At 42.9% G+C, this 17876-nt stretch carries 16 protein-coding genes and 1 other annotated feature; of the genes, 14 read left to right on the top strand and 2 right to left on the bottom strand.

The window, feature by feature from the left end; translation table 11 throughout:
• Positions 1 to 167: 167 nt before the first annotated feature.
• Together rpsD and msrC are read right to left on the bottom strand one after the other, a co-directional pair.
• A complete protein-coding gene (rpsD, locus tag LPKJCM_RS03495) occupies positions 168 to 779 on the bottom strand; it encodes a 30S ribosomal protein S4 (RefSeq protein WP_013727707.1) in 612 nt (203 codons plus the stop codon).
• Positions 780 to 970: 191 nt separating this feature from the next.
• Entirely contained in the window at positions 971 to 1435 is a 465-nt protein-coding gene (msrC, locus tag LPKJCM_RS03490) for a free L-methionine (R)-S-oxide reductase MsrC (RefSeq protein WP_057962956.1), read from the bottom strand.
• A 164-nt stretch (positions 1436 to 1599) separates the two neighbouring features.
• Between msrC and ezrA the strand changes: the two genes are divergently transcribed.
• The 14 genes from ezrA (at position 1600) to LPKJCM_RS03420 (ending at position 17638) form a co-directional block, all read left to right on the top strand.
• Positions 1600 to 3336 (top strand): septation ring formation regulator EzrA, encoded by a 1737-nt coding sequence (gene ezrA / locus LPKJCM_RS03485; protein ID WP_057962957.1) that lies wholly within the window; start codon positions 1600 to 1602, stop codon positions 3334 to 3336.
• Positions 3337 to 3584: 248 nt separating this feature from the next.
• Positions 3585 to 4730: a cysteine desulfurase family protein gene (locus LPKJCM_RS03480; protein WP_087069540.1), complete on the top strand. Its 1146-nt coding sequence runs from the start codon at positions 3585 to 3587 to the stop codon at positions 4728 to 4730.
• Between the two features lie 8 nt (positions 4731 to 4738).
• A complete protein-coding gene (gene thiI / locus LPKJCM_RS03475) occupies positions 4739 to 5956 on the top strand; it encodes a tRNA uracil 4-sulfurtransferase ThiI (protein ID WP_057962959.1) in 1218 nt (405 codons plus the stop codon).
• Between the two features lie 75 nt (positions 5957 to 6031).
• Entirely contained in the window at positions 6032 to 6541 is a 510-nt protein-coding gene (gene tpx, locus LPKJCM_RS03470; RefSeq protein ID WP_057962960.1) for a thiol peroxidase, read from the top strand.
• Between the two features lie 27 nt (positions 6542 to 6568).
• Positions 6569 to 6776, top strand: a binding site (T-box leader).
• A 60-nt stretch (positions 6777 to 6836) separates the two neighbouring features.
• Entirely contained in the window at positions 6837 to 9497 is a 2661-nt protein-coding gene (locus LPKJCM_RS03465; RefSeq protein WP_057962961.1) for a valine--tRNA ligase, read from the top strand.
• Between the two features lie 108 nt (positions 9498 to 9605).
• Positions 9606 to 10937: a bifunctional folylpolyglutamate synthase/dihydrofolate synthase gene (locus LPKJCM_RS03460; protein WP_057962962.1), complete on the top strand. Its 1332-nt coding sequence runs from the start codon at positions 9606 to 9608 to the stop codon at positions 10935 to 10937.
• 140 nt (positions 10938 to 11077) lie between these two features.
• Positions 11078 to 12085: a rod shape-determining protein gene (locus tag LPKJCM_RS03455; protein WP_275667833.1), complete on the top strand. Its 1008-nt coding sequence runs from the start codon at positions 11078 to 11080 to the stop codon at positions 12083 to 12085.
• Positions 12086 to 12132: 47 nt separating this feature from the next.
• A complete protein-coding gene (gene mreC, locus LPKJCM_RS03450; RefSeq protein WP_174659005.1) occupies positions 12133 to 12981 on the top strand; it encodes a rod shape-determining protein MreC in 849 nt (282 codons plus the stop codon).
• Between the two features lie 16 nt (positions 12982 to 12997).
• Positions 12998 to 13522: a rod shape-determining protein MreD gene (gene mreD, locus LPKJCM_RS03445; protein WP_057962965.1), complete on the top strand. Its 525-nt coding sequence runs from the start codon at positions 12998 to 13000 to the stop codon at positions 13520 to 13522.
• Positions 13523 to 13537: 15 nt separating this feature from the next.
• On the top strand, positions 13538 to 14221 hold the full coding sequence (locus LPKJCM_RS03440; RefSeq protein ID WP_057962966.1) for a septum site-determining protein MinC: 684 nt from the start codon (positions 13538 to 13540) through the stop codon (positions 14219 to 14221).
• Positions 14214 to 15020, top strand: coding sequence for a septum site-determining protein MinD (gene minD / locus LPKJCM_RS03435; protein ID WP_057962967.1), 807 nt, complete (start codon positions 14214 to 14216; stop codon positions 15018 to 15020). Before LPKJCM_RS03440 ends, minD begins: the two co-directional genes overlap by 8 nt.
• Before the next feature lie 451 nt (positions 15021 to 15471).
• The gene (locus LPKJCM_RS03430; protein WP_013727720.1) at positions 15472 to 16116 is read left to right on the top strand and encodes an amino acid ABC transporter permease; all 645 of its coding nucleotides are present in this window, start codon (positions 15472 to 15474) and stop codon (positions 16114 to 16116) included.
• Between the two features lie 12 nt (positions 16117 to 16128).
• A complete protein-coding gene (locus LPKJCM_RS03425) occupies positions 16129 to 16764 on the top strand; it encodes an amino acid ABC transporter ATP-binding protein (protein ID WP_057962968.1) in 636 nt (211 codons plus the stop codon).
• A gap of 10 nt (positions 16765 to 16774) precedes the next feature.
• Positions 16775 to 17638, top strand: coding sequence for an amino acid ABC transporter substrate-binding protein (locus LPKJCM_RS03420; RefSeq protein WP_057962969.1), 864 nt, complete (start codon positions 16775 to 16777; stop codon positions 17636 to 17638).
• The last annotated feature ends 238 nt before the right edge of the window (positions 17639 to 17876 follow it).

Below are 17876 nucleotides of genomic sequence, written 5' to 3'. Positions count from 1 at the left end.
ACCGAAACTTCTTCAGATTCCGGCTCAGAGTACTGTTTGCTTTTCGAGTTCATACAAAAAGAGCTCTAATCACCAAGTGATTAGAACTCCAATATTTTGTTCACCAACAACAGTTGACGAAGAACCCAAAAAAAGCGCTTTGCATAAGCAAAACGCTCGCTGAATGATTAACCCAGCTTGTTGTAGTATTCAACAATCAGTGATTCATCAATATCAGCATCAAGTTCTTCACGTTGTGGAAGACGTACTAATGAGCCTTCAAGCTTGTCTGCATCGAAGCTAACGTATTGTGGACGACCCACAACAGCTTCAACAGCATCCTTGATAACTTGGAGGTCTTTAGACTTCTCACGAACAGAGATTACTTGACCAGGTTGAACTTCATATGATGGAATATCAACACGCTTGCCATCAACAGTGATGTGGCCATGGTTTACTAATTGACGAGCCTGGCGACGAGTAGTAGCCAAACCTAAACGATAAACCATGTTATCCAAACGCTCTTCGAGTAAGATCATGAAGTTAACACCATGCTTACCTTCACGGATCTTGCCGGCACGAACGAACAGGTTACTGAATTGACGTTCAGTAAGTCCGTACATGTAACGAAGCTTTTGCTTTTCGTGTAATTGCAAACCATATTCTGAAAGTTTTGAACGACGGCCTTGACCGTGATCACCAGGAGCATAAGGACGACGAGAGAGTTCTTTACCAGTACCTGATAAAGAGATACCCAAACGACGTGAAATTCTCCAACTTGGACCTGTATATCTTGACATAAGTAATCCTCCAATATTTTTTTGGAGTAAAATAAGCCGTTGCAGACTTAGTATTCGTGCATGTTGCTTTGCTCTTTCACTCAAGCAGCCGATTGAGTTACTTGCAGAACCAATTGAATGGCAACAACATGTTGACGAGCTTACCGTCTACTGCTGCGTTATTTTACACAATCACCATTGTATAAAGATTTCTACCGTAAGTCAACATGTTTAACAAAGATGTCGGCAAACTCGTTAAGAACCTGTTCATCTTCACTCGAAAAGCGATCGAGGATTGGTGAATCAATATCCAAAACGCCCAGGGCCTGGCCATCTTTGAATAATGGTATAACGAGTTCGGAATTGGAGTTGGCATCGCAAGCGATGTGCCCAGCAAATTGGTGAACGTCGGCAACTCTCAAGGAATGTTTTTGTTTGAGGGCGGTTCCGCAGACACCATCGCCATTCTTGATGTGCATGCAGGCAACATTTCCTTGGAAGGGGCCAAGGATCAGCTCATCATTGGCCGGAACGTAGCGATAAAAGCCAACCCAGTTGATGTCTTCAAGACTCACCTGCAGCAGAGCAGCCGCGTTAGCCATGTTTGAGATCAAATCGGTCTCGTTTTCTAAGAGTGCATCCAGTTGTTGATTCATTAAATTAGTAACATTTTGCATAATTGTTTTCCTCACTTCAAAAATAGTATGGTGAAAGGGACCTACTATGATATAATTCAGATTAGAACACATTGATTGACTATTCATACATATTAAATTGTTTTGGACATTTTTACTACCATAATGTTCAATTATTTATCTTTATTTCTGAAGGATGGGATCGAATGCTTACTTTGTTGATTGGAATTATCGTGTTAGTTGGGGCGGGTTATCTTGGCTTTGTATTTTATCAAAGAAGAACGATCAAGATGGCAACCGATGTTTACGAGAACAAACGGGACTTAAACAAAATTCCGCTGGATGATGAGTTTGCGCTGGCAAAGAAAATGAACTTAACCGGTGAATCTCACAAGAAATATGATCAGTTGTACAACAAGTATCAACACTACAAGAACCAAATGTTGCCCGATATTGATGAGGGGATTGCCGCGGTTAAAGAAGACGGTAAGGGCATTAATTTTTTGAAAACTAAAAGTGATTGGCAGAGTGCTAACCAAGCAATCGCCGATGCGGACGCCACGCTTAAGGAAATTCAAGCGGGGCTTGCTCAGCTATATGACTTAAATAAGCAACATAAATTAGCGCTGGAAGAACTTGAAAAGAAGTACAAACGCTTGCGGGAGGACATTCTCAACAAAAATCAGTCCTTTGGTCCTAGCATTGACAGCTTGGAAAAAATGTTGTCTGACATTGAGGGGACCTTTGACGAGTTCACGCAACTAACCAAGAGCGGCGATCCTAATAGTGCCGAAGCCGTCTTAAGCGACTTGAATCATTCGACTGACAAACTGGAATCTTATATGGGCCGGATTCCCAAGCTATATCAATTACTGTCAAATGAATTTGTCGAACAGGTTAACGAGATCACCAGTGGTTATAAGGAACTTAAAGGCAAACAGTATAATTTTCCAAACGACCATTTCGATGACGCACTTAAAGGAATCTCAGACCAGATTAAAGTTAACATGAATAAGTTGAAGACCCTGGAGATTGATTCGGTTGAAAAGGCGACTCAAGATATTGCCGACCGCATTGACAAATTGTATGATGCAATTGATAAAGAATTTCAGGCTCGGCCCAATGTTGAGAAAAACACCACAATTATTGGCCAATACATCGAACATGTCCGTAAGCAGAACAGTGATCTGCAGCTTCGACTTGAAACACTCGACAAAAGCTATGTTTTGAATCATCAAGAAATTGAAAACAATCATCAATTTGATCAACAAATTTCCACGATTGAAAAAAAGTATCAAGATGAGATCAATGCTATGAAGAATGGGGAAGCCGTTTATTCAACCATTGATGCTGACCAAATGCACATGATGAAAGAACTTGGCCAGATTGAGTCTGAGCAAAAGGATTTGTTCTCCTCAACGGTTCAGTTGCCCCAGCAGGAGCAAACAGCCAGGGATGCCTTGGCGAAGTTTGATTTGGCGATGCGAAACACCAAACGGCGAATTGATAATCATAACCTTCCTGGGTTATCGAATGACTACCAAGATGCTTTTGCGGCAGTTATTCGAGAAATCAATCATCTAGAGGACGCCATGAATCAGCCACAAATCGATATTGATGACATTTCCAAGCAATTGACAATTATTCAATCTGATATGGACACATTGGAAGAAAAGACCAATCAGTTGATTGATGATGCGACGCTGGCGGAACAGACAATTCAGTATGCCAACCGGTTTATCGGCAGTAACTCTGAAATTGCTGCGGCCAGTAAAACTGCCCAAATGTATTTTGACCAAAAATATGACTACGAGCAGAGTTTAAATATTATCTCCAAGGCATTAGAAAAGCAATCATCTGGGATGTTTACCAAAATAAAAGATGATTATTTCAATGCTAAGAAACATTTGAAGACAGAAAAATCTAATGAAGATGCAGGATAATTGAACGCTTGAGAGGCTGGGACATAACTCTTCCGCGTTTGTAATGGCAACTTTGATCACCACTTCTATCTTGCAAAAATCTGCGGCAAACGGCAGATCCCAGAGTTTAACGCCTATTGTCTCAGTCTCTTTGTTTTCCATATTGACTGTCTAGCGACAATGCTTGTGAGACTCACGGTTTGGGTGTATTATCGTGAGAGTTATATTTGTTGGAGTCGAACCAATAAATTTAGAGAAGAAGGTTTCAAATGATTTATTTTGATAATAGTGCCACCACAAAAGTATTACCGGAAGTTCTTGACACTTATAATAAAGTCAGTGAGCAGATTTGGGGCAACCCGTCGAGCTTACACAACTTTGGTGAACAGGCCTTTAATCTGTTGGAACAATCCAGAAGGCAGATTGCCGATTTACTGCACGTTCATCCAGATGAAATCTACTTTACGAGTGGCGGAACCGAGGGTGACAATTGGGTCATCAAGGGGACAGCAATTGAAAAACGCGAATTTGGCAAGCACCTGATCACAACCTCAGTTGAACATGCTGCAGTTCGTAATTCTTTCGAGCAGCTCAAACAGCTGGGATATGAGGTCACTTATCTACCAGTTGATGATGAAGGCCGGATTTCGATTGCCGATCTAAAGGCGGCTATCCGTCCGGATACCACGTTGGTTTCAATTATGGCCGTCAACAATGAAATTGGCACGATTCAGCCAATTAAAGAAGCTGCCGAATTACTGAAGAACTATCCCAAAATTCATTTTCACATTGATGCTGTTCAGGGTCTTGGTAAGGGAATTCAGGAAGAGATTTTTAATGACAGAACTGACTTCGCGGCATTTTCAGGTCACAAGTTTCATGCACCGCGGGGGACCGGCTTCATCTATGGTCGCCGCGGCCGTCGAATTGCGCCATTAATGAACGGCGGCGGGCAGGAAAAGAATCAACGTTCCGGTACTGAGAACCTTCCGGGAATTGCTGCCATGGCCAAAGCCATTCGATTGGTGCTTGAAAAAGAACCCAGCGCGATTGAAACTGAGCACCAGATTAAGCAGTTGATTATGGACCACATCAGCCAATTTGATAAAGTCACCATTTTCTCCAAGAATGACGATACTTTTGCCCCCCATATCCTTTGTTTTGCGATTAAAGGAGTCCGGGGAGAAACGATTGTTCATGCCTTTGAAAAACAGGGCATATACATTTCTACGACCAGCGCTTGCTCATCAAAGGATCATACAGAATCCGGCACCTTAAATGCCATGCAGGTTCCTGACGACATTGCGACGAGTGCGGTTCGAATTTCACTTGGGGATCATAATACACTTGATGAAGCCAAACAATTCGTAAAAGTATTTGACCAGCTGTATGAAGAATTTGACAAATTAAGTTAGGAGTAACTATGCACTATACAGAAATTATGGTTCGTTACGGCGAACTGTCCACAAAGGGCAAAAATAAAAAGGACTTTATTAAGCAGCTCGGCAAGAACGTACGAGCTGTTCTCCATCCATTTCCCAAACTTGAGGTTAAACCTCAGCGGGATCGTCTTCATGTTGCTTTAAACGGTGAGGATGACAAGCAGGTCATCGAGAGTTTAAAGGGTGTTTTCGGCATCGAAAATTTCTATCCTTCCGTTCGGCTTGAAAAGGATATGGCGATCATCAAGCAGACTGCGCTTGAAATGGTGAAAGAGCAGTATCATGATGGTGCCACCTTTAAGATCAATACCAGACGCCAGGATAAACATTTTGAATATGATACTAATCAGATCAATAACCAGTTAGGGGATTATATTCTTGAGAATATGCCCGGAATCACGGTTGACGTTAAACACCCAGATATCTCGATTCGAGTTGAAATTCGAATGAATGGCGCGTTTCTCTCATCTGAAAAGATTCATGGCGCTGGCGGTTTGCCGGTTGGAACCGGTGGTCGAGCAACGATGATGCTATCCGGTGGCATTGATTCGCCGGTTGCGACGTATTTGGCCATGAAACGCGGTGTCAAGATTGACATGATTCATTTTTACAGTCCCCCATACACTGGCGAACAAGCTTTAAATAAAGCCAAACAGTTAACGTCTGTGTTGGGCAAATATTCGGGTAACATTCAGTTCATCCAAGTACCATTCACTGAGATTCAAGAAACCATCAAGGAAAAAGTCCCTGAAGGCTATTTGATGACGATCCAGCGAAGGATGATGCTGAGAATTGCGGCTCAAATTACCCAGAATCGGCACTGCAGTGGGGTATTCACCGGTGAAGCATTGGGACAAGTTGCCTCACAAACCTTGGAGAGCATGATGGCGATTAATGACGTTACAACCATGCCGGTTCTTCGACCATTGGTTTCGATGGACAAAACGGAGATCATCAAGATTTCTAAGCAGATCAACACCTATGATTTATCGATTCTGCCATTTGAAGATTGTTGTACAATTTTTACACCACCGGCACCAAAGACGCGGCCTGATTTGGCTAAATCGCGCAAGTTTGAACAATATATTGATGTTGAAGGATTGATGAAAAAAGCAATCGATAACATTGAAATTACCGATATTAAGCCTGGTGAAGAGTTCTTAAACCAAAACCAAGACGTCTTTGCCGAGTTGCTTTAATCATTTGAAGACTTGCGTATTGCGTCTGTTTAGGCTACATTATGTATAAAGTCGTTAGACCAAGGGAGTGCTTTTATGAAAATCACGATCAATGGTAAAGAAGAAAGTATGTTTGGTAATCCGCCCGAAGTGGGTGAACAGCTGCCAAAGTTTAAGCTTGAAGATGCAGACGGCAATAAGGTCAAAACTGCTGATATTATTGGCAGAATGACCTTGCTTTCAACGGTACCTGATATTGATACCCCGGTTTGTTCAGTTGAAACCCGCAAGTTTAACCAGGAAGCAGACAAGTTTCCTGATGTTCGTTTCTTAACGGTTTCCAACAATACGGTTGAACAGCAGAAAAATTGGTGTGCTGCTCAGGGCGTTCAAAATTTACAAATGCTATCCGACGAGAATCTTTCTTTGGGATACGCAATGAAGCTTTATCTACCCAATTTTGGGGCTTTGGCACGAACAATTTTTATTATCGATGCAACTGGGAAGATTATTTATCGCCAGGTTGTTCAAGAAATTCATGACGAGCCGGATTACGCCGATGCACTGGATGCTTTGGAAAAAGTTGCTCAACGTATTGACGATTAGCGAGTATTTAGTTAAGATTAAAATTAAATTAAAGTGTTGAGCAAGAGAGTAACTATCCCTTTGGTTTCAGAAAGAAAATCATTGCTGCGAGATTTTTACCAAGGGTGTGTGAAGGTAGCTTGTGAGCTGCTTGTCTTTTAGCGAGGGCAAGTCGGTATTATCAGACCGTTATTATGATATTAAGTGGGGCTTTTTAGCCCAATTTAGGTGGTACCGCGAACACTTCGTCCTAATTTACAGGACGGGGTGTTTTTTGTTACATAAAAACGATTTACGTTTTGGAAGGAGTGACGTTATGTCAGACAAATTGCATGAAATGTCAACGAAGTATGATCCAACTGCTGTCGAAAAGGGCAGATATAACGAATGGTTAGAAGAAGGGGTGTTCACACCTAGTGGGGACAAGAAAGCCAAACCATTCTCAATTGTTTTACCGCCACCAAATGTCACTGGTAAGCTGCATCTTGGTCATGCTTGGGATACAACGCTCCAAGATATGATTATTCGCCGTAAACGGATGCAGGGCTATGATACCCTTTGGCTGCCAGGAATGGATCACGCGGGAATTGCCACCCAGGCTAAGGTCGAAGCCAAACTCCGTAAACAAGGCATTTCCCGTTACGATTTAGGCCGGGAAAAATTTGTTGAAAAGGTTTGGGAGTGGAAAGATGATTTTGCCCGGACGATTAAGGAACAGTGGGCCAAACTTGGACTGTCCCTAGATTACAGTCGTGAGCGATTCACCTTGGATAAAGGGTTATCAAAAGCGGTTCGCAAAGTCTTTGTTTCGTTGTACAATAAAGGCTTAATTTATCGCGGCGAATACATCATTAACTGGGACCCACAGGCAAGAACGGCGCTATCTGACATCGAAGTCATTCATAAGGACGACAAAGGTGCCTTCTACCACGTTAAATATCCCTTCACCGATGGCACGACTTTCAATGGCAAAGATTACATTGAAATTGCGACCACCAGGCCTGAAACTATGATGGGCGATACTGCCGTTGCGGTTAATCCATCTGATGAGCGTTACAAAGAACTTGTCGGAAAGAAAGTTCTCGTGCCTTTGATTAATCGAGAAGTTCCGATCATTGCCGATCAATACGTTGATCCTGACTTTGGAACAGGGATGGTGAAAATCACCCCAGCCCATGACCCAAATGACTTTAAGGTTGGAAATCGCCACAATTTAAAACGCATCAACACGATGAACGAAGATGCCTCAATGAACGAAAATGCCGGTAAGTATAAGGGTATGGACCGCTTTGAAGCCAGAAAGGCAATGGTCAAAGATCTCGAGGATGAAGGCTTGATGCTGTCAATCGATCCAATCGTCCATTCAGTTGGTCATTCAGAGCGGACAGGTGTCCAAGTTGAAGCACGGCTGTCGACTCAATGGTTTGTGAAGATGAAACCATTGGCCGAACAGGCAATTAAGAACCAGGATACAAATGACAAGGTCAACTTTTTCCCAGATCGCTTCGAAGGGACCTTTGAACAGTGGATGGAAAATGTCCACGACTGGGTCATTTCTCGCCAACTTTGGTGGGGCCACCAGATTCCTGCTTGGTACAATAAGCAGACCGGTGAGACCTACGTTGGAATGGAAGCGCCTAAAGATGCAGAAAATTGGGAGCAGGATCCAGATGTATTGGATACCTGGTTCTCATCTGCTTTGTGGCCATTTTCGACCATGGGCTGGCCAGATGACACAGAAGATATGAAACGCTATTTCCCAACTGATACCTTGGTTACCGGATACGACATCATCTTCTTCTGGGTTTCTCGAATGATTTTCCAAAGCTTGGAATTCACTCAAAGGCGGCCATTTAAAGACGTCCTGCTCCACGGCTTAATCCGTGATTCTCAAGGACGCAAGATGTCTAAGTCCCTTGGAAACGGCATTGATCCAATGGATGTCATCGACAAGTATGGTGCTGATGCCCTTCGTTGGTTCCTGTCAATTGGTGGAACACCAGGCCAAGACCTGAAGTTCAGTTATGACAAGATGGATTCGGCTTGGAACTTTATTAACAAGATTTGGAATGCCAGCCGGTACGTTATCATGAATTTGGATGGCATTGATCAACCCGAATTGCCCGACAAGTCTGAATGGCAATTATCCGATAAATGGATTTTGAGCCGGCTGAACGCGACTGTTAACCACGTTTCCGATCTGTTCGAGAAATATAATTTTGGTGAAGCGGATCGTTATCTATATGACTTCATCTGGAATGATTTCTGTGACTGGTACATCGAAATGAGTAAGGAAGCCCTCAACAGTGACGATGAGAAACTGAAGAAGAATACCCAAAATATTCTGGCCTACGTGTTGGATCAAACCCTTCGTTTACTGCAGCCGATTATGCCCTTTGTAACCGAGTATATTTGGCAGATGATGCCTCACGTCGGCAAGTCGTTGGTAACTGCTGATTATCCAGTTGACCACAAAGAGTTTGACGATAAAACGTCCGAACATCAGATGCAGTCCTTGATTGATTTGATTACGGCAGTTCGAAACATTCGAAACGAGGCTAATGCACCACTGTCTTCACCGATCGATATGTTGATTCAAACTGACAATCAGACGCTTAAATCAATCTTTGAAGCCAATCGAGACTATATTGACCGATTCTGCCACACGCAGGAATTACAAATTGGCAAAGATATTGAGGCACCCAAGTTGTCGATGTCAGCGGTGATTACTGATGCCACCGTCTTTGTTCCCCTGGCTGAATTGGTTGATTTGAAGGATGAACAGGCTCGGGTTCAAAAGGACGTTGATAAATATCAATCTGAAGTTGCTCGTTCAAACAAGAAACTGGCCAATAAACGGTTTGTTGAGAACGCCCCTGATGCGGTTGTTGCAGAAGAAAAGACCAAGCAGGCGGATTATCAATCCAAATTGGATGCGGCTAAAGAACGACTCCAACAAATTTCCAATGAAATGTAAACTGACTTAATAACTTTAAATTCAAAAAAGCGTGGGATTAAATGCTGTTTTCCGGCACCAGTCGGGATGAAAACCGCATTTTTGCCCACGTTTTTTAAGGAGACAATGATGATTAACACATATGATGAAGCACTGGCTTTCATTCATGGACGGACTAAATTCAAGAAAATTCCAACCTTAAAACGCATGCGACGATTCTTAGACGAATTGGGTGCACCGGATAAAAGCCTTAACGCCATTCACATTGCCGGCACCAATGGTAAGGGATCGACCTTGGCATTCTTACGCAATCTGTTTGAGGCGGAAGGTAAAACAGTGGGCAGTTTTACATCACCATTTTTGATTAAATTTAACGAGCGGATCAGCGTCAATGGGGTCGGAATTTCTGACAGTGAAATTTTGAGACTCACTCAGGAAATCTATCCAACGATTGCTAAGCTTGATACTGAACTACCAGAGGGCGGACCGACAGAATTTGAAATTGTGACGGCAATGATGTTCAAGTACTTTGCTGAGGGACATGCCGATATTGTTTTGATCGAGGTTGGGCTTGGTGGTTTGTATGATTCAACCAATGTCATTTTGCCAAAAGTGTCGGTCATTACGTCAATTGGCTGGGATCACATGCACATTTTAGGGAATACACTGCCTAAGATTGCTTTTCAAAAGGCCGGGATTATCAAAAACGGTGTCCCAGTGGTGGTGGGCGGTGTTGACCCCGAACCACTTAAAGTGATCGTTGCTCAGGCCAACCAAAAACAAAGTCCGATTCAAATTCTAGGCCGGGATTTTGAGGTCAAAGATCTTGGTGAGCGCAATTGGGTTCAGCATTTTGATTTTACTTCAGCAGACTTTTGCTTACATGATATTCAAACGGCCTTGATTGGTGATTATCAGACCCATAACGCTGGTTTAGCAATCCAGGCATACATCGATTACCAGCGACTGACAAAGCGTGCTGTGACTGCCAAAAACATTCAAAAAGGAATTGCCGCAACGCACTGGGCGGGTCGATTTGAAAAAATTTCGACCAAACCAACAATTGTTCTGGATGGTGCTCACAATATTTCGGCAGTCAACTTAATCGTTGATACGCTACAGACTGATTTTCCCCAGGGTCACATTTATATTTTGATGGGGATTTTGGCGGATAAGCAGGCGGATAAAATGGTCGACAAAATGGCATCCGTTCAAAATGCGTCGATTATCCTGACCCAGTTTGCCGGGCCTGGTAAACGACTGGCTGCCAATCCAGAAAAACTGGAAAGTCAACTGAAAACTCAACCGAAAAATGTTTCCGCTATTGATGATTGGCAGGATGCAATTGGAAAGTTGAAACGGAAACTAACGCCCGATGATATGCTATTAATTACCGGATCGTTATATTTTATTTCTGATGTTCGAAAGTTCTTATTGGACCCTGAGCATAATTTCAAATAATCTATTAAATCGGGCGTCGTTTCACTTGATTTTATTTATTTTTGGACGCGTTATGATATACTTGTTTCGTTAAACAATAATAAATAAATCTATAAAAATCGAACTAAATTAAGTTGATAGACAACGAAGGGATGGATAACGTGTTTGGATTTGGGGAAAAAAACATAGGAATTGATCTTGGGACCGCTAATACGATCGTTTACGTGGAGGGCAAAGGAATTGTCCTTCGCGAACCGTCAGTGGTTGCTAAGAGCACTAAAAGCGGCGAGGTGATTGCTGTTGGTGCCGAAGCTCGGGCGATGATTGGGCGCACACCGGCAAGTATCCAAGCTGTTCGACCAATGAAAGATGGTGTGATTGCCGATTATGATACCACCGTCGCAATGATGAAGTACTTTATTCAAAAGGCTTTGGGACATTCATCCGGTAAACCTTATGTTATGGTTTGTGTGCCAACTGGCATTACGGCTGTTGAAAAACGGGCCGTTATTGATGCTACCAGAGTTGCTGGTGCCAGAGATGCGTATGTGATCGAGGAACCATTTGCTGCGGCAATTGGTGCTGGGCTACCAGTGATGGATCCAACCGGTAGCATGGTGGTTGATATTGGTGGTGGAACAACCGATGTTGCAACGATTTCTTTGGGCGGCATTGTTTCCAGCAGATCTGTTCGAATGGCTGGCGACAAGCTCAATGAAGCAATTGCCCAATATGTTCGTCAAAAATATAATCTGTTGATTGGTGAACGGACTTCTGAACAGCTTAAGATTGATATTGGTTCAGCTTCTGCCAAGGAAGCTGAACAGATTAAAGCTGTTCCCGTTCGTGGCCGCGATTTGGTAACCGGCCTACCAACGACCGTTGAGATTAGCGGAGTAGATGTCAACAAAGCGATCAACGAATCAGTCGTTGCCATTATTGCCACGATTAAGGAAACGCTTGAAGAGACATCGCCTGAAATTGCAGCCGATGTGATCGATCATGGCATTGTGTTGACGGGTGGCGGTGCCTTACTCAGAAATATTACGGACGTGATTGCGGAAGCCACTCAAGTTCCCGTTTCTATTGCCTCGGACCCACTTGATTGTGTTGCCATTGGAACTGGAGAATCATTAAAGAGCATTAATGTAATGAAGAAAAAACAATAATTAGCCAGTTACACCGGTTAATTATTGAATAACGAATGGAGGCAATTATGCAAAAATTTTTCTCCAGTCGAAAGCTTGTCATTGTCGTAATCTGTTTGATCGTCAGTTTTGGATTAATGTCATTATCGGTTGCCATTCGGGATAAGCGGAATACACCGCCCTTAGTACAACAATTTGGAAATGATATTGTTGGTTTTGCTGATCGGATTGTTGCTACCCCAATGAACGGCATTCATCATGGGTTTGTTTCGACTAAGAATCTTTTGAATACTTATCAGGAAAATCAACGTCTTAAATCAAAAGTTGATCAATTGACCCAAACCCAGGTCAAGGATCAGGTTTTGTCGCGAGAAAATAAACAATTAAAGCGTCAATTAAACGTTGGCAATACTTTGACCGGATATGAAAAAATCAACGCAGCTGTTATCACCCGGACACCGTCGTCTTGGGCAAGTCAGGTCATTATTAATAAGGGCCAGGCTTCCGGGATTAAGAAAGATATGCCCGTTATTGCAGGTCCTGGTCTGATTGGAACCGTTGCTGAAGTCAATAAAACCAACAGTAAGGTCGTTTTAATATCCAATACTGCTGAAAACTCCAACCGGTTTGCCATTCAAGTTCTTGGCGATAATTCTAAGGTTGTTAATGGCATTATCACTTCGTACGATTCCGCTGCGAACCGAATTATCATGGGCAATATTACCTCGAATGCCAAATTATCCGTTGGCAATCGGGTGACAACTAGTGGACTCGGTGGCGTTATTCCGAAGGGGATCTACGTTGGAACCGTTTCAAAAGTGACCCAAGACGATTATGGTCTTGCCAAAAAAGTTTATATTAAGCCGGCTGCCAACTTGAACGATATCGAAGTTGTTTCAGTTGCAATCAGAGATTGATGGGAGGGACATCTAAGTGAAGCGAAAAATTCCCATTGCAGTTTACTTTGTCATTGGACAATTCATTGCGTTCTTTTTTGATGGTTCCATCAGTCAGACCATGTCGGGTATTTTGTTCAAATATCCCAATGCCATGGTTCCGTACTTAACAGTTCTCTGGTTGATCCTGGCAGCCTTCTTTGGTAATGGCAAAAAGTTGCACTTATACACTTGGGCCGCTGTCATCGGGTTTATTTTTGACATGTACTATACGGGACTACTTGGGGTATATGTGTTTATTTTTCCATTAGTCGTTTATTTATGCCAACTGGTTTACCAAAGCTTGCCACCGAATTTCATGAGTGGCTTTTTGGTGTACTTTTTGGGAATTACAGTCTTAGTTAGCCTAGGATATATGGCCAATGTCTTTATTGGGGAAACGGATTCCTCCGTTGCTCAATTCCTAGTCAACACATTGGCACCTACACTGGCCCTCAATCTGGTTTTATTGACAATTGTTTACTTTCCGGTTGAGGCGCTTTATAGGACTCATAGGCAATAAAAAGGGGAGTAGACAATGCAAGATGCAGCCGTGTTAAAGGGCACCAAGGATGGTTATGAGATTATCCTGGATGAAAATGCCAATCTGAAGGATATTTTTTCCTCACTTCGAAAACTGCTGGACAATTTGAAAACACAGACAGCGTCAACTAATCCGCAGACCATTGCATTTGACATTTATACGGGAATGCGATTGTGGCCGGCAGCTGACCGTTCCGAGCTTGAAAAGATTTTTTCGGATTATTCTTACTTTTCGGTCCATAAGATCACGTCGGATGTGATCACTAAAGAAGAGTCCAACCGGATTCTCGAACAATCGAGTGTTCATATTATTGATAGAGTGATCCGAAACGGCCAAGAGGTTCATCTACCGGGCGACGTCTTATTTTTAGGTACCGTTCATGAGGGTGGTAAGCTGTTTGTTGGCGGTAACATTTTTGTTCTTGGAAATGTCGGGGGGATTATTCAAGCCGGAGCACCTGATCTTGAGGATAAGATGATTATTGGGGATGTACATAACGCTCAACAGGTTCGAATCGGCGAACAATTTGAGATTGTGGCTGATATGAACCGTGAAATGAACAGTGGCACGGTGATTTATGTGAATGATCTGCACGTACTGGATTATGGCAAAGTTGAGGATCTCAAACAAATCAATCCCAAGTTTTACAATCAGATAGGAGGAGTCATCAATGGGTAAGGCTTATGTTATAACATCGGGTAAAGGGGGAGTCGGTAAGACAACTTCTTCTGCTAATATTGGGACTGCACTTGCCATGCTGGGTAAAAAGGTGGTTCTTCTGGACCTTGATATTGGATTGCGTAACTTGGACGTTGTCCTTGGATTGGACAACCGGATTATGTATGATATTGTTGATGTTGCCAGCGGTCGCGCCAAGCTCAGCCAGGCATTGGTTAAAGACAAGCGATTTGATGATCTGCTTTACCTGTTGCCAGCAGCTCAAAATACCGATAAGACAGCTCTCAACGAAGACCAGGTTCGTGAAATTGTTGATGAATTAAAACCCGATTTTGATTTTATTCTGATTGATTGTCCCGCAGGAATCGAGCAAGGTTTCATGAATGCAATTGCCGGTGCAGACAGCGCGATTATTGTGACAACGCCGGAAATCTCTGCGGTGAGAGACGCCGACCGGGTTGTTGGCCTCCTCGAACAACACCCACTTCAAGAGCAGCCACACCTGATCATCAATCGTATTCGTCAGCATATGATGAAGGATGGTTCAGTGATGGATGTTGATGAAATTACTCATCATTTAGGGGTCGAATTATTGGGAATTATCTTTGATGATGATGCGGTTATTACCACTTCCAACAACGGTGAACCAGTCGTCCTTCAAGCCGAAAATCCTGCAGGTCAGGGTTACCGTGATATTGCTCGGCGACTGGTCGGTGAATCGGTTCCTTTGATGGAAATTAAGGATGAACAACAGCCGTCATTCTGGCAAAAGGTGACTCATTGGTTCCGTAAAGGATAAAAGTCCTTGACGTGATAGGCATTTAATATTATTATGAATCTAACTTAATTAAAGAGTTTTAAAGACGTTGATCAGAATCGGTTAACCAGTCAAATCACAGAGAGCTCATCAAGGTGGAAGTTGGGCATTTGATCGTTAATCGTCACATCTGGGAGTCATTTTTCTGAACAGAGTAGGGAAAAGCGGTAAGCGCGTTATTGCTGAAGTTTAGTATGTTGCATATTAAACCCATTGAGATCTTTCATGTGAGTGGAAGATGAATCAGAGGTGGAACCGCGAATAATCGTCCTCTTAAGTCATCATGGCTTAAGAGGATTTTTTGTTCTAAAACATAACTAAACTTCATGAGGCAGCGGGTGTGAACCCGTTGCGAATTGAGGTGGAACCGCGAAAACCATCGTCCTCTTGAGTTAATTGTACTCAGGGGGATTTTTTTATGGAGGGATGTCAAATGATTCAATATATTCAAGAAATTTTACCGGCATTATTATCTGGGACCAAAATGACCCTGTCAATTTTCTTCTGGACGCTGATTTGTTCCATTCCATTAGGCGCCTTGGTTGGACTAGGGTTGATTCAAAAATTTAAGCCGCTCACTTGGCTGCTCAACTTTTATGTTTGGATCATGCGGGGAACACCGCTGCTATTGCAATTAATATTTGTGTTTTATGGATTACCAATCATTCATATTGTTTTCCAACGTTACGATGCCGCCATGTTTGCCTTTATTTTGAATTACACCGCATACTTCGGTGAAATCTTTCGGGGCGGTTTTCAATCTGTTCCGAAGGGCCAGTTTGAAAGTGCCAAGGTTCTGCGATTAAGTTATGGGCAAACAATTCGTAAGATCGTGATTCCTCAGGTCTTTAAAATTGTTTTGCCATCAATTGGCAATGAGGTTATCAACCTGGTTAAGGATTCCTCACTGGTGTACGTTATCGGGTTGGGTGACTTGCTTCGAGCCGGTAACGTCGCAACAGCCCGAGATGTCACGCTATTACCACTAATATTAGTTGGCATTATTTACTTGGCATTAACTGCTGTATGTACCATTGTTCTGAAGCTAATCGAGAAACGTGAGAATGTATGGCGCTAGGAGGGGATTACAATGTTAGAAATTAAGAACTTAACGAAGCGGTTTGGGACTCGGACGATTATCGATGATTTGTCAATGACCGTCAAAGATAACGAAATTATGGCAATTGTTGGCCCTTCCGGTGCCGGCAAAACGACCTTGTTGCGTTGTATTACGGGTTTGGAATCCGTAAATACCGGCGAATTTTACTGGAAAGGAACAAAGTTTGATCCAACCAACACGACTCAAAAAGATACGATCATCGGGGTGGTCTTCCAGGACTACCAATTATTCCCTAACTTAACGGTACTTGGGAACATCACTTTGGCACCAACAATGGTCAAAAAAGAACCGATGACCGATGTGAAGAAATATGCCCGTGAATTATTAAGTCGCTTGGGCTTGGAGGGCAAAGAAAATTTATATCCCTACCAGCTTTCCGGCGGTCAAAAACAGCGGGTGGCAATTGTTCGCGCACTGGCAATGCGGCCGAAGATTCTCTGCTATGATGAACCAACGTCGGCACTTGATCCAGCTTTGAGAGATGAAGTTGCTCAAATTATCTTAGATCTCAAGCAGCAGGAAATGACCCAAATCGTGGTTACCCATGATATGGATTTTGCCAAGAACGTTGCGGATGAAATTCAACAGGTTAAACAAATTCAGTAGGAGGGGTAGCATGTTAAAATCTTTGAAACGATTATTACTCATTACCAGCCTCCTCTTAGTAACTGCGGGCTTATCAGGTTGTGGCGTTCGCTATGTCAGTCGTCAGGGCTCTCAAGAAAATCCGGATACTTGGTCGACGGTTTCCAAACAAAAACGAATTGTGGTTGGCTTGGACGATAGTTTCGTCCCGATGGGCTTCCAGACGAAGAGCGGCAAGATTGTCGGCTACGATGTTGATCTGGCTCGGGCTGTGTTCAAACAGTATGGCATTAAAGTTGATTTTCAGCCAATTGATTGGTCAATGAACGTCACTGAGCTTCGAAACGGCACGATTGACCTGATTTGGAACGGCTTTTCAATTAATCCACAACGGGCCAAGAAGATTACCTTCAGTGAACCCTATTTAATTAATGATCAGGTACTAGTTTCTAAGAAGAATCAACATATTAAAAACTTTGCAGATATGAAAGGCAAGACGGCCGGGGTTCAGAGCGGCTCGGCGGGTGCAATGGACATTGACAACCAACCCAAGCTACTCAAAGATCGGATTAAGGGACATGAGCCGATTTTGTATGATACATTCACCGATGCTTTCATCGACTTGAATGCGAACCGAATTCAGGGATTGTTGATTGACAGTATCTACGCCGGCTATTATTTGGAACACCAACCCAATCAATCCAGTTTTAAGTCAATTCCCAGTGAATTTCCCAAGGAACAATATGGGGTCGGGATGCGGAAAGGGGATACGGTCTTGAAAAAGAAAATTGACCAGGGCCTCAACCGATTGGCCAAAAATGGTGAGCTTCACAAGATCAATATGAAGTGGTTTGGAACCGACCGGGATAGCCCCCTCATGAAGAATGCTAAATAAGTTTGATCATCAATCGAGACTGGGACGATAGGCGTTTAGATCCCAGAGTTTAACGAGAAGAGGCTGGGACAAAAGTCCTAGTTAACACAAAAAAGCTTCGGAAATTTTTCCGAGGCTTTTTTGCATTTTATGTAGCATAGAGAATTCAACTCTGCTATTCTTAAATCGACAAAAACCCAAGGATAGGAGTGAATCTCTATGTACAAACATTATAACAATAATCAAACCAATTTAACAT

Source organism: Lentilactobacillus parakefiri (genome assembly GCF_002157585.1).
Taxonomy (GTDB): Bacteria; Bacillota; Bacilli; order Lactobacillales; family Lactobacillaceae; genus Lentilactobacillus; species Lentilactobacillus parakefiri.
This window is presented reverse-complemented; position numbering and strand designations above follow the sequence as displayed.